Genomic DNA, 20,759 nt, shown 5'->3' on the forward strand with positions numbered 1-20,759 from the left:
CGCGTGGCGCGCGTGCACCATTGGCCGAATGGCCAGATTGAGTCCGATTCTTGTCCCATCGCGACAACGAAGTGCCGCGACGGATGCAGGTGTGCGAACAGAAGTCCGAAAGGCCTGCAAACAAAAAGGCCCCGCAAACTTCGCGGGGCCTTTTTTCCGGTCCTGAAGCCCGTGCCTGATTAAGCTCAGACAGCAGCCGGGACGACGTTGACCATGTGCTTCTTGCCGGCGCCCTTCGTCGAGAACTTGACGTGGCCGTCCGTCAGCGCGAACAAGGTGTGATCCTTGCCGATGCCGACGTTGTCACCCGGGTGCATACGCGTGCCGCGTTGACGCACGATGATGCCGCCAGCCAAGATCGCCTGACCGCCGTACACTTTCACGCCAAGTCGTTTCGACTCGGAGTCGCGGCCGTTCCGGGACGATCCGCCTGCCTTTTTGTGTGCCATTTGTTAGCTCCTTGCCCGATGCGCTTACGCGTTGATCGCGTCGATGCGCAGTTCGGTGTAGTTCTGGCGGTGGCCGCCATGCTTCTGGTAGTGCTTCCGGCGACGCATCTTGAAGATGGTCACTTTCTTGTGACGACCTTGAGACACGACGGTAGCCTTGACGGAAGCCCCACTGACCAGCGGCGTACCGAACTTAATCGATTCGCCTTCGCCCACTGCGAGAACCTGGTCGAGCGTGATTTCAGCGTCAATGTCTGCCGGTATCTGTTCTACTTTAAGTTTTTCGCCGACAGCAACTTTATACTGCTTGCCGCCGGTTTTTATGACCGCGTACATTGAAAACCTCACTCTGGATTCATTTTCCCCACGCACCACGCGCGGAAACCCTCGATTATACATAGAGTTAGCTGCGCGGTCAAAATCAGTTGACAACGACCGCGACCGCCCGTCCCGCGCGCGACAAACGCAGGCGATCCATCCGCAAACGGATCAAAACGGCCATGAACAAATGGTGTCCGGCGCGGAAATGCCGCAGTTCGCCTTATAATTCGCGGCACTACCCGAATTCGCCACCATGTCGTCAACCGCCACCCCCACCCCCAACGCAGCAAATCTGCTCGCTCCGATCGCCGAAGACATGCAGCAGGTGAATCGCGTCATCCGGCACCGTCTGGCGTCCGAGGTGATGCTGATCAACCAGATCTCCGAGTACATCATCAGTGCCGGAGGCAAGCGTCTGCGGCCTGCGCTGCTGCTGCTCGTGGCAGGCGCGCTCGGCGACAGGACGGGGCATCGGCACGAACTGGCGGCCGTCGTCGAGTTCATCCATACGGCTACGCTGCTGCACGACGACGTCGTCGACGAATCTGATCTGCGCCGCGGCCGCCAGACGGCCAATGCGCTGTTCGGCAATGCGGCGAGCGTGCTGGTCGGCGACTTCCTGTATTCCCGCTCGTTCCAGATGATGGTCGGCGTGGGCAAGATGCGCGTGATGGAGATTCTTTCGGAAGCGACCAACATCATTTCCGAAGGCGAAGTGCTGCAGCTGTTGAACATGCACGACGCGGACGTCGACGAAGCGCGTTACATGCAGGTGATCCGCTACAAGACGGCCAAGCTGTTCGAGGCGGCGGCCCAGTTGGGCGCCGTGCTGGCGGGCGCCGACGCGACCACGGAAGCGGCTGCAGCGGAATTCGGCCGGCGCATCGGCACGGCCTTCCAGATCATGGACGACTGGCTCGACTACACGGGCACGCCGGAATCGATGGGCAAGAACGCTGGCGACGACCTGCGTGAAGGCAAGCCTACGCTGCCGCTCATCTATCTGATCGAACGCGGCACGCCCGAGCAGGCGGCGCTTGCGCGCGAGGCAATCGAACAAGGCGGCACGGACCGCTTCGACGAAATTTTCGAGGCCATCACGCGTTCCGGCGCGCTAGATCACACGCTCGAATGCGCGAAGCAGGAAGCGCAGGCCGCAGCCGCAGCAATTTCTTCGTTTCCCGATTCCATTTACAAAGAAAGCCTGCTAGAATTATGTTCTTACTCGACGACGAGGCAGTCTTAATCGAGACTGACACGCCGGATTAGTCCGGATCGAGTGATCTGCAGTACCAAATCGGGGTGTAGCTTAGCCTGGTAGAGCGCTACGTTCGGGACGTAGAGGCCGGAGGTTCGAATCCTCTCACCCCGACCAGATTTTAAAAAAACCGCGCATTGCGCGGTTTTTTTTCGTCCGCCGTACGGACAAGTGGCAATGGCGGGCTGCCGCGCGTTTAAAGACCGCGCGAGATTTCAAGCTGTCCGTCTGCCCGCTGAGGGCTCGCAGCCCCTCTGCTATATTCTCCCCATCCCTCCCCTTCTCTTATTCACGTCGCGTGGAACAACTTCCCTTATGGGCGCAAATAGGCGCCGTCGTCCTGCTTCTCATCTGCTCCAGCTTCTTCTCCATTACCGAGACAGCGATGATGGCGATCAACCGCCATCGCCTGAAACATCTCGCGACCAAGGGCGCGCTCGGCGCGAAGACCACCCAAGGCCTGCTCGCTCGCACCGATGAGTTGCTGAGCGCCGTCCTGATCGGCAACAACCTGTTCAACACGATCATCCCCGTGCTCACCACGTCGATCGCGTTGCACACATTCGGCAGCAATAACCTCGTGCTGTCGATTGCGACGGGTATCGTCGCGTTTCTCATCATCGTGTTCGCCGAAATCACGCCGAAGATAGTAGGCGCGACGTTTCCGGAAAAGATCGCGCTCCCCGCCAGCCTGCTGATCGCGCCGCTCATGCGCGTGTCAAAGCCGCTGATCTGGTTCGTGAACCTGTTCGCGAACGGCATATTGCGCGTGCTGCATATCAATACCAAGGGCGCGCACGACCAGCGGCTGTCGACGGAGGAACTGCGCACCATCGTGCTCGAGTCCGGCAGCTTCATGCCGACCAAGCACCGCAGCATCCTGCTGAACCTGTTCGACCTCGAAAACATCACCGTCGACGACGTGATGATCCCGCGCCGCCGCATCGAAGCTCTCGACTTCGACGCGCCATTCGAGCAGATCCTGCATCAGCTCGAAACCTGCTATCACAACAAGCTGATCGTCTATCAAGGCGATTTCGACCGCGTGCTCGGCGTGCTGCACGTGCGCAAGACGCTGTCTGCCCTGCACAACCAGGAACTGGAACGCGACACGTTGCGCGAACTGCTCGCGGAGCCGTACTTCGTGCCGACGGGCACGCCCGTTTTCCAGCAACTCCAGTTCTTCCAGGAAAGCCGTCATCGCACGGCACTCGTGGTCGATGAGTACGGCGAACTGCAGGGACTCGTGACGCCCGAAGACATCATCGAGGAACTGATCGGCGAATTCACGACGTCCGTGCCGCGTAGCGCCAGTTCGCGCGGCGGCTGGAACGAAGAAGGTGAATGCATCGTCGCGGGCAGCATGCCGCTGCGCGAGTTGAACCGCTGGCTGCAACTGAAGCTGCCGACGGACGGCCCGAAAACGCTGAACGGATTGATCCTCGAAATTCTCGAAGAAATTCCTGAAGGCGATGTGTGCGTGAAGATCAACGACATCAAAATCGAAGTTCTGCGCAGCGACGATCAGGCAATCAGAACAGTTAAGATTTTTCGCCCCGGTCCCGCGCCGGGTTCGAAGATCAAGCGGCTCGTCGGCCGCTGAGCGCGCACCTCGCCAGCACCTACCTGGCCATTCGGCCGAATAGCGATCCCATGCGCGATACCGGATGATGAAGCCGTCATGTTTTACAGGCGGCTCGCAGCCGGCTTTCCATGCGCACTTCCCTCACCGCAGCGCCCGCGCCCAACGTCGTCACGAACAGGCGCGCACATCAACCCGCCACGAATGACGCGGACAGCCCGCCCGCCGTGCGGCTGCTCGCCGACACGCTACAGGAAGCCGCGCGTCTCAACGCATCGGATCTGCACATCGAACCGATGGAGCACGGCTGGCGGATGCGTCTGCGCGTCGACGGGGTGCTGCATGAGCTGGCACGACCGCCCGCGCATCTGCGCGACGCGTTTATCACACGCGTGAAAGTGCTGGCGCGCATGGATATCGCGGAGCGGCGCGTGCCGCAGGATGGCCGCTTACGCTTGCCGATCGCGACGGGTCGCGTCGAAGACTATCGCGTCAATTCGCTGCCTACGCTGTTCGGCGAAAAACTCGTGCTGCGCAGGCTCGAAGCGTTGCCCGCCGATCTCTCGCTCGACTCACTTGGACTCGCGCCAGGACAGCGCGACATCGTGGACCGGTCGATCCGCTCGCCGCACGGGCTCGTGCTCGTCACGGGTCCGACGGGCAGTGGCAAGACGATGTCGCTGTACTGCTTCCTGCAACTGCTGAATGCCGAGTCGCGCAATCTCTGCTCGGTCGAAGATCCCGCCGAAATCCAGCTTGCGGGCATCAATCAGGTCAGCGTGCGCGAGAAGGCCGGGCTGACGTTTGCCGTCGCGCTGCGCGCGTTCCTGCGACAGGACCCGGACGTCATCATGGTCGGCGAAATCCGCGACGAAGAGACAGCCGACGTCGCCGTCAAGGCAGCGCAAACAGGACACCTCGTCCTGTCGACACTGCATACGAACGATGCGCCGGCGGCCATTGCCCGTTTGATCGACATCGGCGTCGAGCCGTACAACCTGGCGGCGGCGCTGCGCCTCGTCACGGCGCAGCGGCTCGTGCGGCGTCTGTGCCCCGCATGCCGGCGTGCGTCGTCGGAAACGTCCGCTTCGCTACGCGCGGCCGGCGTGCCCGACGATCAGATCGCGCACTGGCGCCCCTACGTGCCACACGGCTGCGAAGCGTGCCATGGGATCGGCTTTCGCGGACGCGTCGGCATTCATCAAACCATGCCGGTTTCGGACGCGATGCGCGAACTCATCGTCGCGCGCGCCGGCACGCATGAGATCGCACGGCAGGCGCATATCGAGCACGTGCCGACCTTGCGCGAAGCCGCGCTGGCCCGTGCTTTCGACGGCACGACGAGCCTCGCCGAAGCATTGAGCGCAACGGAGGTCGCATGACGTCTACGGCCATCCAGGAACAGCGCTTCGAGTGGCGCGCGTTCGACGCGCAAGGTATGCGCCGGCGCGGAACGGTGATCGCGCCAGACCTCTCGACGGCGCGCGCGTTGCTGAAGCAAGACGCGCTGTATGCCGTCGAATGGACTGCACGCGGGGCGGCACCTCAGCCAAAAGCACGCGCCGCCGACGTCACGTTGTTCACCCGTCAGCTATCGAGTCTGCTGCGCGCGGGCTTACCGCTCGCGCCATCGCTCGAACTGTTGGCGCATGCATCATCGAATGACCACGCGCGAAGCAAAGGGATGCCGCGCATCGTCCACGCGCTGGCGCGCGACATCACCGCGGGCGTGGGCTTTTCGGCGGCGCTTGCCCGTCACCCGACGCAGTTCGGCGCGCTGTATTGCCAGCTGGTCGAAGTCGGCGAGGCCTCGGGCGCGCTGCCAACGGTCCTTGCCCGCCTCGCCGACGACCGTGAGCGCGCCGCTGCCCAGCGCGCGAAAGTGCGCGCTGCGCTCACTTATCCCGTTGCGATCCTGTTGCTTGCGCTCGCGATCACCGCCGCGCTGCTCGTGTGGGTCGTCCCGACGTTCAAGCAGATCTTCGACGGTTTCGGCGCAAAGCTGCCCGCGCCGACGCAACTCGTACTCGCGATGTCCGCCGCGGCTGGCCGCTGGAGCGTGCCGCTCGCCTCGCTCGCGTGCGTGTTCGTATTCGCGGTGCGTCGCGTGCTGCGGCGCTCGGAAGCCGCTCGTCTGCAGTTCGCCCGCGCGGCGCTGCGTCTGCCCGTCGCCGGTTCGCTGCTCACCACGCTGTGCGCGGCGCGCTGGAGCCGCGCACTCGGTACGTTGCTGTCGGCAGGCACGCCGCTCGCCGACGCATTCGATTCGCTCACGCACGCAACGGGCAACCCATGGTTCGATCGCGCGACCGTCGCGATCTCAGCGCAACTGAGGCGCGGCGTGCGACTCGCGCCCGCCATGCGCGAAGCGCAATGTTTCCCCGAAGAAATCGTGCAACCGGTCGCCATCGCCGAAGAATCGGGCACGCTGGATACGATGCTGCTCGATGTCGCGTCGCTGAGCGATCGTCAGGTAGACGAAAAGATCGCGGGGCTCGCGAGCCTGTGCGAGCCGCTCGTGATCGTCGTGCTGGGCGGGCTGGTCGGCGGTCTGGTCGTCGCGATGTATCTTCCCATCATCCAACTTGGCAACGTGGTGTAGTAGCATCGCAGCCGAATCCAGACAATCGATCATGCAGACCACGCTCACGTCCGTGTCAGAACCTTCCTTCAGCGGCCCGCTCGTCCGTTTCGCGGACAGCCTCGGCGCGGCTTTCGGCACGCTGCCGCCGGGCGCGCAGATCGCCTTCGCGATCGCATTCGGTCTGGTGATCGGCAGCTTCCTGAACGTCGTCGTGCACCGCTTGCCGATCATGCTCGAGCGCGCATGGCGCGCCGAAGTGAGCGAAGCGACAGACCACGCATTCGATGAAGACGGCCTGCCCGAGCGCTACAACCTCTGGTTGCCGCGCAGCGCATGTCCGCATTGCGGCCACGTGCTGCGGGCGTGGGAGAACATCCCGGTGCTCAGCTATCTGGTGTTGCGCGGCCGATGCTCGCACTGCAAGACGCGCGTGAGTTTTCGTTATCCGCTGCTCGAACTGTCGAGCGCGGCACTGGCGCTGGGCGCGCTCATCTCGTTTGGCGCAACGGGCACGGCGCTCGCTGCGTTCGCCCTATGCGCGACACTGCTGGCAATGAGCGCAATCGATATCGACACACACCTGTTGCCTGACTCGATGACCTTGCCATTGCTCTGGGCCGGCCTCATCGTCAATTTCAATAGCGTGTTCGCGAGCCTGCATGATGCCGTGATCGGCGCGATCGCAGGCTACCTGGCACTGTGGTGCGTGCATTGGGTGTTCAAGATCGTGCGTGGCGTCGAAGGCATGGGTTATGGCGACTTCAAGCTGCTCGCCGCGCTCGGCGCGTGGCTCGGTTGGGCCGCACTGCCGCAGATCATTCTGATTGCCGCGGTGACGGGCGCCGTGGTCGGTCTGGTCGCGACATGGATCGGGCGCATGCGTTTCGAAGAGCCGCTGCCCTTCGGTCCGTTCCTCGCGGCAGGCGGCGCGGTGACGCTGTTCGTCGGCACGCCGCTTTATATGGCTTTGGGAGGCTGACGCATGTTTGCTGTTGGACTCACGGGCGGCATCGGCAGCGGCAAGTCCACGGTCGCCGATCTGTTCGCAAAACGCGGCGTGACGCTCGTCGATACAGACGTGATCGCGCATCGCATCACGGCGCCGCAGGGTCTCGCCATGCCGTCCATCGCAACGGAGTTCGGTCCGTCGTTCGTCGCCGAAGACGGCTCGCTCGATCGCGCCCGTATGCGCGCGCTCGTCTTTAGTGACGAGACGGCGCGCAAACGACTCGAAGCAATCACGCATCCGTTGATCCGCGCGGAGACCGAGCGTCAGCGTCAGCAGGCGCCCGGCCCATATGTGATCGTCGTCGTACCGCTGCTCGTCGAGTCGGGTAGCTGGAAAACACGTGTGAATCGCGTGCTGGCCGTCGATTGCAGCGTCGAAACCCAGATCGCTCGCGTCATGCGCCGCAATGCGTTCACGCGCGAACAGGTGCTCGCGATCATCGCGCGGCAGGCGACGCGCGAAGCGCGACTCGCCGCCGCCGACGATGTCATTGTCAACGACAACCGGTCGCTCGAAGAACTCGACGTTGACGTCGATCGGCTTCATCGCACGTATGTTTCGCTCGCGGGCGCGTAAGCCGTGAGCGATTCTGTTCATTGTCCGTAGCGTGCGCGCATGTTGTCGGGAACGGCATTTACACGCAACGAATGCGCGCAACACCGCTCAAAAATTGACAGAAGCTCGCTAAAAAAGTGTGTGATTGCTAGGGTAGTCTCACGGCATTAGAATGTCCTGCAATTCCGTCACCGACCACGCCCGAGGCGAGCCCGCTTGATCCTTTACGAGTATCCCTTCAACGAGCGAATCCGGACGCTGCTGCGCCTCGAAGATCTGTTCGAGCGTTTCACGTTCTTTCTGACTCAGGAAGATGCCAGGGAACATCACGTCGCGCTGACTACGCTGTTCGAAATTTCGGAAGTCGCGGGCCGCGCGGATCTGAAGTCCGATTTGATGAAGGAACTGGAGCGGCAGCGTCAAACGCTCGCTCCGTTTCGCGGCAATCCCGGCATCGAGCAGAACGCCCTCGAAGCCGTCCTCGGCGAAATCGAACAGACGCTCGCCGGGCTGACGCAAATGCAGGGCAAGACTGGGCAGCATCTTGCCGATAACGAGTGGCTCGCCAGCATCCGCAGTCGCGCCATCATCCCGGGTGGCACCTGCAAGTTCGATCTTCCGTCGTACTACGCGTGGCAGCAGACGCATCCCGACCAGCGTCGCCAGGACATCGCCAAGTGGGTCATGCCGCTTCTGCCGCTGCGCGACGCAGCCGCCATCGTGCTGCGGCTCGCGCGCGAATCGGGACAGGCTTCGAAAGTAATGGCCATGCAGGGCAGTTACCAGCAGATGCTGTCGGGTCGCACGTATCAGCTGATGCAGGTGCGCGTGGCACCGGAATTGCGGGTGATCCCGGAGGCCAGCGCCAACAAGTACATGTTGTGGGTGCGCTTCACCGTGCAGGACGGCGATCTGCGTCCGCGCGCGGTCGATGTCGACGTGCCGTTCCAGTTGACGCTGTGCAGTCTTTAAACTGACGCAAACGGCCTCATTTAATTGGTTTCACTGTTTGCGATTGAACGTTTGATCGAATGGTCACTGTAGTCAAATGCCCAAGCTGCGGTAGAGATGTCCGCTGGACTCCCGAGAACCGCTTCCGTCCCTTCTGTTCCGAGCGCTGCAAGCAGATCGATCTCGGCGCGTGGGCTGCCGAGAAATATAAGATCGGCGGCACCGACGAAGAGCCGCCCACCGACGACACACCCGGCGAGCACCGCTCGCACTGAACGGGAACAGCGCGCGCCGCCCTCGCCGCTATTCATGGTAAGGCGGAAGCCGCACAGGCGACTCCGCGCCTTCAACTCACTCCGCCGCGAGCCACTCCAGCACGGGGATCGTCGCGGGCAACAGCGGCGACACCTGCGCCGGCAGCGTCTGCCACGCGAACGCCTGACCTTCTCGTCCGTGCGGCTCGCCGTGCCACGCCGTCACCTTGCAGAAATAGAGACGCACATACGCGTGCGGATAGTCGTGCTCGAGCACGTGCCAGCGGTGACTCGCCTGCACGTCGATGCCGAGTTCTTCATGCAATTCGCGCGCGAGCGCGGCTTCCACCGTTTCGCCCGGCTCCAGCTTGCCGCCCGGAAATTCCCAATAACCTTCGTACGGTTTGCCGGCAGGCCGCTGCGCGAGCAGATAGCGGCCATCGGGCTGAACGAGCACGCCGACAGCCACTTCCGTGACGGGACGGCCGGCTTCGTTCACCTCGCCCGCGTGGCTTTGCGCGGCGTCGCTCATGCTTGTGCCCGCTTGCCGGACCAGTCGCGCGCGAACTGCCACGCGACGCGCCCCGAGCGCGAACCGCGCTCCAGCGCCCAGATCAGCGCGTCACCGCGCGCCGCTTCGACGTCGGCGTCATTGCAGCCGAAGTGATGCAGCCAGTGCGCGACGATGGACAGATAGTCGTCCTGCTTGAACGGGTAGAAGCTGACCCACAAGCCAAAGCGCTCGGACAGCGAGATCTTTTCTTCGACCACTTCGCCCGGGTGAATCTCGCCGTCGGAGGTGTGCTTGTACGTCTCGTTGTCGCTCATGTACTCGGGCAGCAGATGGCGGCGGTTCGACGTCGCGTAGATCAGCACGTTGTCCGACTGCGCGGCCACTGATCCATCCAGCGCCACTTTCAGCGCCTTGTAGCCCGATTCGCCCTCTTCGAACGACAAATCGTCGCAGAACACGATGAAGCGCTCGGGGCGCGCCGAAATCAGATCGACGATATCGCCCAGGTCGTGCAGATCGTCCTTGTCGACTTCGATCAGACGCAGACCGTCCTTCGAATACGCGTTCAGGCACGCCTTGATCAGCGACGATTTGCCCGTTCCGCGCGCGCCCGTGAGCAGCACGTTGTTGGCAGGTTGCTTGCTCACGAACTGCTTCGTGTTCTGCTCGATCAGGTTTTTCTGCCGATCGATATTCTGCAGATCGTCCAGCGAAATCAGCGAGATCGCGGGCACCGGCTGCAGGTAGCCGCGCCCCTGGCGCTTGCGCCAGCGGAATGCGACAGCCGCGGACCAGTCGATTTGGGGCGCAGCCGGCGGAAGCATCGCTTCGAGGCGCACCAGCACGGCTTCGGCGCGGGTCAGGAATTGTTCGAGTTTATCCATGTCGTGATCGGCGCAATTCAGGAACGGTAGTCGGCGTTGATGCTCACGTAATCATGCGACAGATCGCACGTCCAGATCGTCGCTTGCGCATCGCCACGGCCGAGCACGACGCGAATCAGGATTTCGGCCTTCTTCATCACGCGCTGTCCGTCTTCTTCCTTGTACTCGGGGTTGCGTCCGCCCGCTTTCGCGACCAGCACATCGTCCAGATACAAGTCGATCTTGCCGACGTCGAGGTCCGTCACGCCCGCATAGCCGATCGCAGCCAGAATGCGGCCGAGGTTCGGGTCCGATGCGTAGAACGCCGTCTTCACGAGCGGCGAATGGCCGATCGCATAAGCGATCTGACGGCACTCGGCGACACTCGATCCGCCTTCGACCTGCACCGTCATGAACTTCGTCGCGCCCTCGCCATCGCGCACGATCAGTTGCGAGAGCGTCTGCGCCGTCTCCGTCACGGCGTCGCGCAACGCGACATAGGCGGGCGAATCCGTGGACGTGATCGCGGGCAGGCTCGACTTGCCCGATGCGATCAGGATGAACGAGTCGTTGGTCGACGTATCGCCGTCGATCGTCACGCAGTTGAACGAGCGGTCCGCGACATACTTGACGAGTTCGTCGAGCACCGGCTGTGCGACGTTGGCGTCGAATGCGAGGAAGCCGAGCATCGTCGCCATGTTCGGCTTGATCATGCCCGCGCCCTTGCTGATGCCCGTCAGCGTGACCGTGTGGCCGTCGACCTTGACCTGACGCGACACGGCTTTCGGCAGCGTGTCCGTAGTCATGATGGCTTGCGCCGCGTCGTACCAGTGCGCAGCCTGACGGTTCGCCAGCGCGGCGGGCAACCCGGCTTTCAGACGATCGACAGGCAGCGGCTCCAGAATCACGCCCGTCGAGAACGGCAGCACCTGCTCAGGCGCAATGCCCGCGAGGCGCGCGAGTTCGTCGCACGTCTCACGCGCGTGTGCCATGCCCGGCTCGCCCGTGCCCGCGTTCGCATTGCCCGTGTTCACGACCAGCGCGCGAATACCCTTGCCGCCCTTGCGCACGCGCTCCAGGTGCTCGCGGCACACCGACACGGGCGCTGCGCAAAAGCGGTTCAACGTGAACACGCCCGCGACCGTCGCGCCTTCGTCGACGGAAATGACGAGCACGTCCTTGCGGTTCGGCTTGCGGATATTCGCCTCGGCCCAGCCTAGCGTGACGCCGGCGACGGGATGGAGTTGAGCGGGATCGATCGAGGGGAAATTGACAGCCATGTTTGCGACCTGTCGAGACTGAAATGCCGGCGGACGCCGGCATTGGGGATCAAAAGTGATGGCGCCAGATGGACCTGCGCCACCGCGAAATCACCAGCAATGCACGCTTCAAACGACGCGGCGCGCTTACCGCGCGCCGCCTTCGTGTGTTACGCAATCTTGCCGTGGCACTGCTTGTACTTCTTGCCGCTGCCGCACGGGCAGGGATCGTTGCGGCCGACCTTCGGCACGTTGTCGCCAGACAGCGGCGCCGCTGCACCCTGGCCGTGTGCCATTGCATCGCCGATCATCGCGGCCGCCGCATTCGCCGCGACGGGCGCCGCCGCCACAGCCGCGCCACCTTCCGCGTAGTCGGCGTGACGGAACTCGACGTTGTCGACCAGATGGCTGCCTTGCTCTTCCATCTGCTCGGCGGCCAGTTCCAGCTGTTCCGGCGACTGGATCTGCACATTCATCACGATGCGCGTGACTTCCAGCTTCACCGAGTCCAGCATTGCAGCAAACAGTTCGAACGCTTCGCGCTTGTACTCCTGCTTCGGATTCTTCTGCGCATAACCGCGCAGATGAATGCCTTGACGCAGGTGGTCGAGCGCAGCGAGGTGCTCGCGCCAGCTGCGGTCCAGCGTCTGCAGCATGACCGAGCGCTCGAACGCGCTGAACGACTCGCGGCCAACCTGCTCCACCTTCGATTCGTAAGCCTCATCGGCTGCGGCCGTCACGGCTTCGAGAATCTCGTCGGCGTCGATCTGCTGCGACTCGTTGATCATCTCCTGGACGGCGAGATCGAGCTGCCAGTCGTTGCGCAGCACTTCTTCGAGTTCTGGCACGTCCCACTGCTCTTCGATGCTGCCCGCCGGCACGAACTGATGGACGATGTCGCTGATCACGCCGTGACGCATCGCGCCGATGGTTTCGGTGATGTCGTGCGCTTCGAGCAGTTCGTTGCGCTGCTGGTAGATCACCTTGCGCTGGTCGTTCGAGACGTCGTCGTATTCGAGCAGCTGCTTGCGGATATCGAAGTTGCGCGCTTCGACCTTGCGCTGCGCAGATTCGATTGAACGCGTGACGATGCCCGCTTCGATCGCCTCGCCTTCCGGCATCTTCAGGCGGTCCATGATGGCGCGCACGCGGTCGCCCGCGAAAATGCGCAGCAACGGATCTTCCAGCGACAGATAGAAACGCGACGAGCCCGGATCGCCCTGACGGCCCGCACGGCCGCGCAGCTGGTTGTCGATACGGCGCGATTCGTGACGCTCGGTGCCGATGATGTGCAGACCGCCCGCGGCCTTCACCTGATCGTGCAGCGCCTGCCACTCGTCGTGCAGTTTCTGGATGCGGCCCGCTTTTTCGTCTTCGGGGATTGAAAGATCGGCTTCGATGAACGCCGCCTGCTTTTCGGCATTGCCGCCGAGCACGATGTCGGTGCCCCGGCCCGCCATGTTGGTCGCGATCGTGACGCGCTTCGGACGGCCCGCTTCCGCGACGATTGCCGCTTCACGCGCATGCTGCTTCGCGTTCAGCACTTCGTGCGGCAAACCGGCCTTGTTCAGCAGTTGCGACAGCAGTTCGGAATTTTCGATCGACGTCGTGCCAACCAGCACCGGCTGGCCGCGCTCGTAGCATTCGCGGATGTCGCGAATCACGGCGTTGTAGCGCTCCATCGCCGTCTTGTAGATCTGGTCCTGCTTGTCGATCCGCTTGGGCGGCCGGTTGGTCGGAATCACGACCGTCTCGAGCCCGTAGATCTCGTTGAACTCGTACGCTTCCGTGTCGGCCGTACCCGTCATGCCGGACAGCTTCGCATACATGCGGAAGTAGTTCTGGAACGTGATCGAGGCGAGCGTCTGGTTCTCGCTCTGGATCTTCACATGTTCCTTGGCTTCGACAGCCTGATGCAAGCCATCCGACCAACGCCGGCCCGCCATCAGACGGCCCGTGAATTCGTCGACGATCACCACTTCGTTGTTCTGCACGACGTAGTGCTGGTCTTTGTAGAACAGCGTGTGCGCGCGCAGCGCGGCGTACACGTGGTGCATCAGCGTGATGTTCTGCGGCGCGTAGAGGCTTTCGCCCTCGCCGATCAGGCCCCACTCGGCGAGCAGGCGCTCGGCCTTTTCGTGCCCTGATTCCGTCAGGAACACCTGGCGCGCCTTTTCGTCCAGCGTGTAGTCGCCCGGCTTCTCGACGCCCGTACCGTCCGCCTTCTCCTCGCCGATCTGGCGGTCGAGCAGCGGCGGCAGCGCGTTCATGCGCACGTAGAGTTCGGTGTGATCTTCAGCCTGGCCGGAAATGATGAGCGGCGTACGCGCCTCGTCGATCAGGATCGAGTCCACTTCGTCGACGACCGCGAAATTCAGCGCCCGCTGCACGCGTGCATCGGTCTCGTAGACCATGTTGTCGCGCAGGTAGTCGAAGCCGAACTCGTTGTTCGTGCCGTACGTGATGTCCGCGGCGTACGCCTCCTGCTTCATGCCGTGGTCCATCTGCGACAGATTGATGCCGACGGAAAGGCCGAGGAAGTTGTAGAGACGCGCCATCCACTCGGCGTCGCGTTGGGCGAGATAGTCGTTCACCGTGACGACGTGCACGCCGCGCCCCGAGAGCGCGTTCAGATACACGGGCAGCGTCGCGACGAGCGTCTTGCCTTCGCCGGTGCGCATTTCCGCGATCTTGCCGTAGTGCAGGACCATGCCGCCGATCAACTGTACGTCGAAGTGCCGCATTTTCAGCACCCGCTTGCTCGCCTCGCGGCAGACAGCGAACGCCTCGGGCAGCAGCTTGTCGAGTGACTCGCCGCTGCTCACGCGTTGCCGGAATTCCGTGGTTTTCGCGCGCAGTTGATCATCCGTCAATTGCTCGATCTGCGGTTCGAGCGCATTGATCGCCGTGACGGTCTTTTGATATTGCTTGACGAGCCGCTGGTTGCGGCTGCCAAAAATCTTTTGTAGAAAACCGGTGGTCATCGGATCGTGGTTGCGTCGCGGCTTCGGCGGGGGTTGCAAGGCCGGTTTTTACACCCTTTCACCTTGTTGCAACTCGTTGTCGGAGGGGCCTCGGCGGCTTAGGTCCAAGAGTAAATTCGAATCACGGATTTTAGCACGCGCCCCCGGGTACGCCTGTGTCAGCGGCAAGATGGTTGGCCATCCGGCCAGGGCAAGCGCGCTGCGGATGTGACCATCCCGCATGCTGCGAGGGGGAAGTTACGCGCCATTGCCGCACGGTACAATCCCGACATCGAGCACGCGCGGGGCGCGGGCTGTTACCAGAATCCCAGATGAGCCGTTTCTCACCGTTTTCAAGGCAGTCGCTCAAGCCCGGCCCGAAGCTGGGCTCGAAGGCGTTCAGCGTGCGCAGGCCGCAGGCGGTCGTCGAGGTCCTGAACCGCACCGATGCGTTCGCCGCGCTGCGCGCAGGCGTCGAGCAGATCGCCGCACTGGAGCGCGACCTCACCGAATTGCTGCCCGACTATCTGGCGACGAGCGTCGAGCCCGGCTTCATCAAGGACGGCGTGCTGGCGCTGTTTGCGGCCCACAATGCGCTCGCCGCGCGGCTGCGGCATCTGGAACCGCGTCTGCTATCGGATTTGCAGCAGCGCGGCTGGCCCGTCAATACGCTGAAGATTCGCGTGCGTCCGCAGGCTGTGAAAGAGCCGCCGCGCGTGAAGCAGGCGCGCATGTCGCGCGTGGGTGCGGACGCGCTGCACGAACTGAGCGAATCGCTGGAGCCGTCGCCGCTGCAGGAAGCGTTGGCGCGCATGGCGGCACGGCATCGGAAGTGACTGCGCAGATAAATCGCGCGCTGAAATGAAAAAAAGCGACCGTACAGGTCGCTTTTTTGTTTCGGCCCCGTTGTCACCGGGGCAGACTGGCCTCAGGCAAACGCCGTCTGCGTGTCGTACGCAAAACCGCGCGGCGCCTTCTGCGGATCGTCGAAGGTGACGATCTCGTACGAATCTTCATGCGCCAACAGTTCGCGCAGCAGCGCGTTGTTCAGGCCATGGCCCGACTTGTACGCGTCATAGGCCGCGAGCAACGGGTGACCGACCACGTACAGGTCGCCGATCGCGTCGAGCATCTTGTGCTTCACGAACTCGTCGTCGTAGCGCAGACCGTCGTTGTTCAGGATGCGGTACTCGTCGAGCACGATCGCGTTGTCCATGCTACCGCCGCGCGCCAGACCCAGCTCGCGCATCATTTCGACTTCATGCGCGAAACCGAACGTACGCGCACGGGCGATTTCACGCACATACGACGTGTTCGCGAAATCCACTTCGAGCGCCTGGCCGGTCTTGTCGACGGCGGGATGGCGGAAGTCGATCGTGAACTTCAGCTTGAAGCCGAAGAACGGGTCGAGCCGCGCAAACTTGTCGCCGTCGCGGATTTCGACGGGCTTGGTGACCTTGATGAACTTCTTCGCTGCGTTCTGTTCTTCAATGCCCGCCGACTGGATCAGGAACACGAAGGACGCGGCGCTGCCGTCCATGATGGGAATTTCTTCAGCGGTGACGTCGACGTACAGGTTGTCGATACCGAGGCCCGCACACGCGGACATCAGGTGCTCGATCGTCGACACGCGCGCGCCGTCTTTCTGCAACACCGATGCGAGGCGCGTATCGCCGATCGCCATCGCAGACGCGGGGATGTCCACCGGCGTGGGCAAATCCACGCGGCAAAACACGATACCCGTGTCCGGCGCCGCCGGGCGGAGCGTCAGGTCGACCTTACGGCCCGAATGCAGGCCGATGCCAACCGTTTTGACGATCTGTTTGATAGTGCGCTGCTTCAACATGGTGGTCTTCTATTCGATTGAAAATCCCAATCAGGACTTTTTAATTCATAGCACGAATTATACTCCAATCGTTTCCGGAGCGTCGTTGCGCTGACGTTTCAATCTGTTTCTCTACGTTACCTAATCGGGAAGCGTGACGGGCCGATGCCCGGAACGGAGGCGTTTCCGGTCATCGGCCCGCGTTACGGCCTGTCACAACAGCGTCACGAAAAGCGTTGCCGCAGCGCAACAAACCATTCTGCGCGGCTGCGACGAAGCTTCAAGGCCGTGTCATGCCTGGCTCAACGTCGCGAGAATACTGGCCGCATCGCTCACTTCGAACTTGCCGGGTGCCTCGACGTGCAGCGTCTTGACCACGCCGTCGTCGACCACCATCGCATAGCGCTGGGAACGGATTCCCATGCCGCGCGCCGACAAATCCTGCTCCAGACCGAGGGCTCGGGTGAAAGCCGCGCTACCGTCCGCCATCATGCGCACCTTGCCCGAGGTGTGCTGATCGCGTGCCCACGCGCCCATCACAAACGCGTCGTTGACGGATACGCACCAGATCTCGTCGATACCCGCAGCACGCAACTTCTCTGCCTGCTCGACATAGCCCGGCACGTGCTTCGCCGAACAGGTGGGCGTGAACGCGCCCGGCAATCCGAAGATCACCACGCGCTTGCCCGCCGTCTGCTCGCGCACGTCGAAGCTGTTCGGCCCGATCGTGCAGCCCTCGCGTTCGTCTTCGATCAGTTCGTAAACGGTCGCCTGGGGAAGCTTTTCACCTACCTGAATCATGCTCGTTCCTTCGCATCGATGCGGAGCACGCTCGCACGGTCTCGTGCCGCAGTGGAGTAATCATCTGGCGACAGTGACCCGATCCGCTTCGCAACTACGAAGAGGGCACTTGTCCATGCCGCGCGCAATCCACGCGGCCTTTTTGCCATTCCACCCGCCACGCTCGTGCAATTCTGCTGCGCGTAATCACCCACCAGCAAGATTACGCCGCAGAAAGCCCGCTCCTGCGTGAATCTCAGTCCGCCTGCTTGCGCAGGAAGGCCGGGATGTCGTACGTGTCGACGCCCTTTTCCTGCAGCGCCTGCACGTGCGAAGCAGCCGTATCACGCGAGGTGCGCCACACTGCCGGCGTATCCAGCGAACCGTAGTCTGCCGTCGCTGCGTGATGCGGCGTGTACGCATGTTGCATTGCGCCAACCGGCTGGTTGTCCGTGCCCGTGCGCAGCAGCGTCATCGGCGCCGATTGCTGCTTCTTCGCAGCGCGGCCCAGACCCGTTGCCACCACCGTCACGCGCAGCGCATCGCCCATCGCGTCGTCGTACACCGCGCCGAAAATCACGGTCGCATCATCAGCAGCATAGCTCTTGATCGTGTTCATGACTTCGCGCGTTTCGGACAAACGCAGCGAACGGCTCGACGTAATGTTCACCAGCACGCCACGCGCGCCCGACAGATCGACGCCTTCCAGCAGCGGACTTGCAACAGCCTGTTCCGCCGCCAGACGCGCGCGATCGACGCCGGCCACCGTCGCCGTGCCCATCATCGCCTTGCCCTGCTCGCCCATCACCGTCTTCACGTCTTCGAAGTCGACGTTCACCAGACCGTCGACGTTGATGATTTCCGCGATACCGGCAACTGCGTTGTTGAGCACGTCGTCAGCGCACTGGAAGCACTTGTCCATCTCGGCGTCATCGCCCATCACCTCGAACAGCTTGTCGTTCAGGACGACGATCAGCGAGTCGACGTGATCCTCCAGTTGCTGCGAACCGGCTTCGGCGACGCGCATGCGCTTGCCGCCTTCGAACTCGAACGGCTTGCTGACGACACCAACCGTCAGAATGCCCATTTCCTTGGCGATCTGCGCGACCACGGGCGCTGCGCCCGTGCCCGTGCCGCCGCCCATGCCTGCCGTGATGAACACCATGTGCGCGCCACGCAGTGCGTCCGCGATGCGCTCACGTGCTTCTTCTGCTGCCGAGCGGCCCATTTCCGGCTTGGCGCCTGCGCCCAGACCCGTGTTGCCCAACTGGATGACGTTCGGCGCGCGCGAGCGCGACAGCGCCTGAGCGTCCGTGTTCATCACGATGAAGTCGACGCCTTGCACGCCGCGATTGATCATGTGCGTGACTGCATTGCCGCCCGCACCACCGACGCCCACCACCTTGATGATGGTGCCGTTGGTTTCCGTTTCCAGCATCTGGAATTCCATGTTGCCTCCGTCAAGAAAAAAAGAACCACTTCCTCGGCCGTTATTCGGCAGGAGATCGGGCAACCTCCTGTCGCGCGCCGGCCGCCGTCACCGGCGCGAATTTCCCTTTTGCTTCGAATTCTTTTAGAAATTGCCGAGGAACCAGTCCTTCATCCTCGTGAACACCTGACCCATCGATCCCGACTGCACCGCGACCTTGCGACCACGCATGCGCTGCGAGCGTCCTTCGACGAGCAGACCCATTGCCGTCGAATAACGCGGATTGCGCACCACGTCCGCGAGACCGCCTGCATACTCCGGCACGCCGATGCGCACCGGCTTCAGGAAAATGTCCTCACCCAGCTCGACCATGCCCGGCATCATCGACGCGCCGCCCGTCAGCACGACGCCCGAGCTCAGCAGTTCTTCGTAACCCGACTCGCGCACCACCTGCTGCACGAGCGAAAACAGTTCTTCGACGCGCGGCTCGATCACGGCCGCGAGCGCCTGGCGCGACAGCGTGCGCGGACCGCGCTCCCCGAGACCCGGCACTTCGATCATCTCGTCAGGATCGGCGAGCGCCTGCTTCGCGATGCCGTAGCTGACCTTGATGTCTTCGGCATCCGGCGTCGGCGTGCGCAGCGCCATCGCGATGTCGCTGGTGATCTGGTCGCCGGCAATGGGGATCACAGCCGTGTGACGGATCGCGCCTTCGCTGAAGATCGCGATGTCCGTCGTGCCGCCGCCGATATCGACCAGCACCACGCCCAGTTCCTTCTCGTCTTCCGTCAGCACCGCGAGCGACGACGCGAGCGGCTGCAGGATCAGATCGTTCACTTCGAGTCCGCAGCGGCGCACGCACTTGACGATGTTCTGCGCCGCGCTCACCGCGCCCGTCACGATGTGCACCTTCACTTCGAGGCGAATGCCGCTCATGCCGATCGGCTCGCGCACATCTTCCTGACCGTCGATGATGAATTCCTGCGTCAGGATGTGCAGCACCTGCTGATCGGTCGGAATGTTGATCGCCTTGGCCGTCTCGATCACGCGCGCGACGTCCGTCTGCGTCACTTCCTTTTCCTTGATCGCGACCATCCCGCTCGAATTGAAGCTGCGGATATGGCTGCCGGCGATCCCGGTGAACACGTTCGTGATCTTGCAGTCGGCCATCAGCTCGGCTTCTTCGAGCGCGCGCTGAATGGACTGCACCGTGGCCTCGATGTTCACCACGACGCCTTTCTTGAGCCCCTTCGATTCGCTCTGGCCGAGTCCGATCACCTCGTAATGACCTTCGCCCTTCAACTCGGCGACGATGGCGACCACTTTCGCCGTGCCGATGTCGAGGGCTACCAGCAGATCTTTATAGTCTTTACTCATAGCGTGCTCATTGCGTGTGATGTCCTGTTACTTCTTGCCCTTGTCGGGTTCCGTAATGAAGCGCATGCCTGCTGCACGAATGGCGAAACCGTTCGGATAACGCAAGTCCGCATATTCGATGTCCTTCCCCCAACGTTGCGTCACCGCGCCCCATGCCGCGGTGAGCCGCTTGCAGCGGTCGTAGAGCGTGTCCTGATTACGCTCGCGTCCAATTTCGACCTGCATGCCGTTCGACAGCTTCACCGTCCACGCGAAACGCGGCGACAGCGTCACTTCATCCGGCGTTGCGCCGACGGGCGCAAACCACTTCCTGAAGTCCTGATAACGCGCGACAACTTCCTTCGCGGACCCGTCCGGGCCCTCGAACGCGGGCAGTTCTTCGTCTAGCTCGCCCTGGTTCGCGGTGAACACCTCTCCGTCGGTGCTTACCAGCTGATCGGCTCCCCACGTGCCGAGCGGCTTGTACTCTTCGAGCGTCACCGCGAGCGCATTCGGCCACACGCGCCGCACGCTCGCGTGACGCACCCACGGCATCTGCTCGAACGCCTGGCGCGCCGTGTCGAGATCGACGGTGAAGAAGTTGCCCTTCAACCGGCCGACCACGCCCGCGCGCACCGTCGGCGAGTTGATGTGCTCCGTATCGCCGTCGATACGGATCTCGCGCAGCGTGAAGTTCGGGCGCTGAATCAGCCAGTAACCGCCCGCCGCCAGCAGCACGAGCAGCAACAACGCATGCAATGCGTTGGCGGCGAGATTGAGCTGGCGAACGTTGTTCCACATGATCCG

At 62.8% G+C, this 20,759-nt stretch carries 20 protein-coding genes and 1 tRNA gene; 10 read left to right on the plus strand and 11 right to left on the minus strand.

Translation table 11 applies throughout. The features are described from left to right. Nucleotides 1–185 precede the first annotated feature (185 nt). On the minus strand, nt 186–449 hold the full coding sequence (rpmA, locus tag C2L66_RS13975; protein ID WP_036002497.1) for a 50S ribosomal protein L27: 264 nt from the start codon (nt 447–449) through the stop codon (nt 186–188). 24 nt (nt 450–473) lie between these two features. After that, a complete protein-coding gene (rplU, locus tag C2L66_RS13980; protein ID WP_007747161.1) occupies nt 474–785 on the minus strand; it encodes a 50S ribosomal protein L21 in 312 nt (103 codons plus the stop codon). Nucleotides 786–1,023: 238 nt separating this feature from the next. Here rplU and C2L66_RS13985 point away from each other — a divergent pair, with 238 nt between their 5' ends. From C2L66_RS13985 to C2L66_RS14025, 9 genes are all read left to right on the plus strand, one after another. Continuing rightward, nucleotides 1,024–2,016, plus strand: a complete 993-nt coding sequence (locus C2L66_RS13985; protein WP_054929033.1) for a polyprenyl synthetase family protein — start codon at nt 1,024–1,026, stop codon at nt 2,014–2,016. Nucleotides 2,017–2,068: 52 nt separating this feature from the next. After that, nucleotides 2,069–2,145, plus strand: a tRNA-Pro gene (locus tag C2L66_RS13990). A 181-nt stretch (nt 2,146–2,326) separates the two neighbouring features. Continuing rightward, nucleotides 2,327–3,631: an HlyC/CorC family transporter gene (locus C2L66_RS13995; RefSeq protein ID WP_054929034.1), complete on the plus strand. Its 1,305-nt coding sequence runs from the start codon at nt 2,327–2,329 to the stop codon at nt 3,629–3,631. 110 nt (nt 3,632–3,741) lie between these two features. Then, nucleotides 3,742–4,992 (plus strand): GspE/PulE family protein, encoded by a 1,251-nt coding sequence (locus C2L66_RS14000; protein ID WP_060599656.1) that lies wholly within the window; start codon nt 3,742–3,744, stop codon nt 4,990–4,992. Further along, nucleotides 4,989–6,212 carry a type II secretion system F family protein gene (locus C2L66_RS14005; protein WP_054929035.1) on the plus strand — a complete coding sequence of 408 codons (1,224 nt, stop codon included), beginning with the start codon at nt 4,989–4,991 and terminating at the stop codon, nt 6,210–6,212. Before C2L66_RS14000 ends, C2L66_RS14005 begins: the two co-directional genes overlap by 4 nt. 31 nt (nt 6,213–6,243) lie before the next feature. Further along, complete coding sequence (locus C2L66_RS14010) at nt 6,244–7,173, plus strand: prepilin peptidase (RefSeq protein WP_054929036.1); 930 nt, start codon at nt 6,244–6,246, stop codon at nt 7,171–7,173. Nucleotides 7,174–7,176: 3 nt separating this feature from the next. After that, nucleotides 7,177–7,779 (plus strand): dephospho-CoA kinase, encoded by a 603-nt coding sequence (coaE, locus tag C2L66_RS14015; RefSeq protein WP_060599655.1) that lies wholly within the window; start codon nt 7,177–7,179, stop codon nt 7,777–7,779. 195 nt (nt 7,780–7,974) lie between these two features. After that, nucleotides 7,975–8,730, plus strand: coding sequence for a cell division protein ZapD (gene zapD / locus C2L66_RS14020; protein ID WP_007747120.1), 756 nt, complete (start codon nt 7,975–7,977; stop codon nt 8,728–8,730). A 59-nt stretch (nt 8,731–8,789) separates the two neighbouring features. Beyond that, nucleotides 8,790–8,984 carry a DNA gyrase inhibitor YacG gene (locus C2L66_RS14025; protein ID WP_054929038.1) on the plus strand — a complete coding sequence of 65 codons (195 nt, stop codon included), beginning with the start codon at nt 8,790–8,792 and terminating at the stop codon, nt 8,982–8,984. Nucleotides 8,985–9,060: 76 nt separating this feature from the next. Here the strand turns inward: C2L66_RS14025 and C2L66_RS14030 are convergent, their stop codons facing one another. From C2L66_RS14030 to secA, 4 genes are all read right to left on the minus strand, one after another. Further along, nucleotides 9,061–9,495, minus strand: coding sequence for an NUDIX domain-containing protein (locus tag C2L66_RS14030; RefSeq protein WP_036002473.1), 435 nt, complete (start codon nt 9,493–9,495; stop codon nt 9,061–9,063). Continuing rightward, nucleotides 9,492–10,361, minus strand: coding sequence for an ATP-binding protein (locus C2L66_RS14035; protein WP_054929039.1), 870 nt, complete (start codon nt 10,359–10,361; stop codon nt 9,492–9,494). The genes C2L66_RS14030 and C2L66_RS14035 overlap by 4 nt, the downstream gene beginning before the upstream one ends. 17 nt (nt 10,362–10,378) lie before the next feature. Then, nucleotides 10,379–11,620 carry a bifunctional glutamate N-acetyltransferase/amino-acid acetyltransferase ArgJ gene (gene argJ, locus C2L66_RS14040; protein WP_060599654.1) on the minus strand — a complete coding sequence of 414 codons (1,242 nt, stop codon included), beginning with the start codon at nt 11,618–11,620 and terminating at the stop codon, nt 10,379–10,381. 149 nt (nt 11,621–11,769) lie between these two features. Beyond that, on the minus strand, nt 11,770–14,583 hold the full coding sequence (gene secA / locus C2L66_RS14045) for a preprotein translocase subunit SecA (protein ID WP_054929041.1): 2,814 nt from the start codon (nt 14,581–14,583) through the stop codon (nt 11,770–11,772). 311 nt (nt 14,584–14,894) lie between these two features. On the opposite strand from secA, the gene C2L66_RS14050 reads away from it, so the two are divergent. After that, on the plus strand, nt 14,895–15,398 hold the full coding sequence (locus C2L66_RS14050) for a DciA family protein (protein ID WP_054929042.1): 504 nt from the start codon (nt 14,895–14,897) through the stop codon (nt 15,396–15,398). A 92-nt stretch (nt 15,399–15,490) separates the two neighbouring features. Here C2L66_RS14050 and lpxC read toward each other — a convergent pair whose 3' ends face one another. The 5 genes from lpxC to C2L66_RS14075 form a co-directional block, all read right to left on the minus strand. Next, a complete protein-coding gene (gene lpxC, locus C2L66_RS14055; protein WP_054929043.1) occupies nt 15,491–16,408 on the minus strand; it encodes a UDP-3-O-acyl-N-acetylglucosamine deacetylase in 918 nt (305 codons plus the stop codon). A 270-nt stretch (nt 16,409–16,678) separates the two neighbouring features. Continuing rightward, entirely contained in the window at nt 16,679–17,188 is a 510-nt protein-coding gene (locus C2L66_RS14060; protein ID WP_060599653.1) for a peroxiredoxin, read from the minus strand. 235 nt (nt 17,189–17,423) lie between these two features. Then, complete coding sequence (ftsZ, locus tag C2L66_RS14065; RefSeq protein ID WP_007747082.1) at nt 17,424–18,617, minus strand: cell division protein FtsZ; 1,194 nt, start codon at nt 18,615–18,617, stop codon at nt 17,424–17,426. 123 nt (nt 18,618–18,740) lie between these two features. After that, complete coding sequence (gene ftsA, locus C2L66_RS14070; protein WP_007747080.1) at nt 18,741–19,973, minus strand: cell division protein FtsA; 1,233 nt, start codon at nt 19,971–19,973, stop codon at nt 18,741–18,743. Between the two features lie 27 nt (nt 19,974–20,000). Continuing rightward, complete coding sequence (locus C2L66_RS14075) at nt 20,001–20,753, minus strand: cell division protein FtsQ/DivIB (RefSeq protein ID WP_054929045.1); 753 nt, start codon at nt 20,751–20,753, stop codon at nt 20,001–20,003. Between the last annotated feature and the right edge of the window lie 6 nt (nt 20,754–20,759).

Origin of the sequence: Paraburkholderia caribensis (genome assembly GCF_002902945.1) — a bacterium.
Taxonomy (GTDB): domain Bacteria; phylum Pseudomonadota; class Gammaproteobacteria; order Burkholderiales; family Burkholderiaceae; genus Paraburkholderia; species Paraburkholderia caribensis.

Coding starts and splice junctions, on each gene's coding strand:
- rplU (WP_007747161.1), bottom strand. CDS start 785: ATGTACGCGGTCATAAAAACCGGCGGCAAGCAGTATAAAGTTGCTGTC.
- ftsZ (WP_007747082.1), bottom strand. CDS start 18,617: ATGGAATTCCAGATGCTGGAAACGGAAACCAACGGCACCATCATCAAG.
- C2L66_RS14075 (WP_054929045.1), bottom strand. CDS start 20,753: ATGTGGAACAACGTTCGCCAGCTCAATCTCGCCGCCAACGCATTGCAT.
- C2L66_RS14035 (WP_054929039.1), bottom strand. CDS start 10,361: ATGGATAAACTCGAACAATTCCTGACCCGCGCCGAAGCCGTGCTGGTG.
- C2L66_RS14025 (WP_054929038.1), top strand. CDS start 8,790: ATGGTCACTGTAGTCAAATGCCCAAGCTGCGGTAGAGATGTCCGCTGG.
- C2L66_RS14060 (WP_060599653.1), bottom strand. CDS start 17,188: ATGATTCAGGTAGGTGAAAAGCTTCCCCAGGCGACCGTTTACGAACTG.
- C2L66_RS14010 (WP_054929036.1), top strand. CDS start 6,244: ATGCAGACCACGCTCACGTCCGTGTCAGAACCTTCCTTCAGCGGCCCG.
- secA (WP_054929041.1), bottom strand. CDS start 14,583: ATGACCACCGGTTTTCTACAAAAGATTTTTGGCAGCCGCAACCAGCGG.
- C2L66_RS14000 (WP_060599656.1), top strand. CDS start 3,742: ATGCGCACTTCCCTCACCGCAGCGCCCGCGCCCAACGTCGTCACGAAC.
- ftsA (WP_007747080.1), bottom strand. CDS start 19,973: ATGAGTAAAGACTATAAAGATCTGCTGGTAGCCCTCGACATCGGCACG.
- C2L66_RS14050 (WP_054929042.1), top strand. CDS start 14,895: ATGAGCCGTTTCTCACCGTTTTCAAGGCAGTCGCTCAAGCCCGGCCCG.
- lpxC (WP_054929043.1), bottom strand. CDS start 16,408: ATGTTGAAGCAGCGCACTATCAAACAGATCGTCAAAACGGTTGGCATC.
- coaE (WP_060599655.1), top strand. CDS start 7,177: ATGTTTGCTGTTGGACTCACGGGCGGCATCGGCAGCGGCAAGTCCACG.
- C2L66_RS14030 (WP_036002473.1), bottom strand. CDS start 9,495: ATGAGCGACGCCGCGCAAAGCCACGCGGGCGAGGTGAACGAAGCCGGC.
- C2L66_RS13985 (WP_054929033.1), top strand. CDS start 1,024: ATGTCGTCAACCGCCACCCCCACCCCCAACGCAGCAAATCTGCTCGCT.
- argJ (WP_060599654.1), bottom strand. CDS start 11,620: ATGGCTGTCAATTTCCCCTCGATCGATCCCGCTCAACTCCATCCCGTC.
- rpmA (WP_036002497.1), bottom strand. CDS start 449: ATGGCACACAAAAAGGCAGGCGGATCGTCCCGGAACGGCCGCGACTCC.
- C2L66_RS14005 (WP_054929035.1), top strand. CDS start 4,989: ATGACGTCTACGGCCATCCAGGAACAGCGCTTCGAGTGGCGCGCGTTC.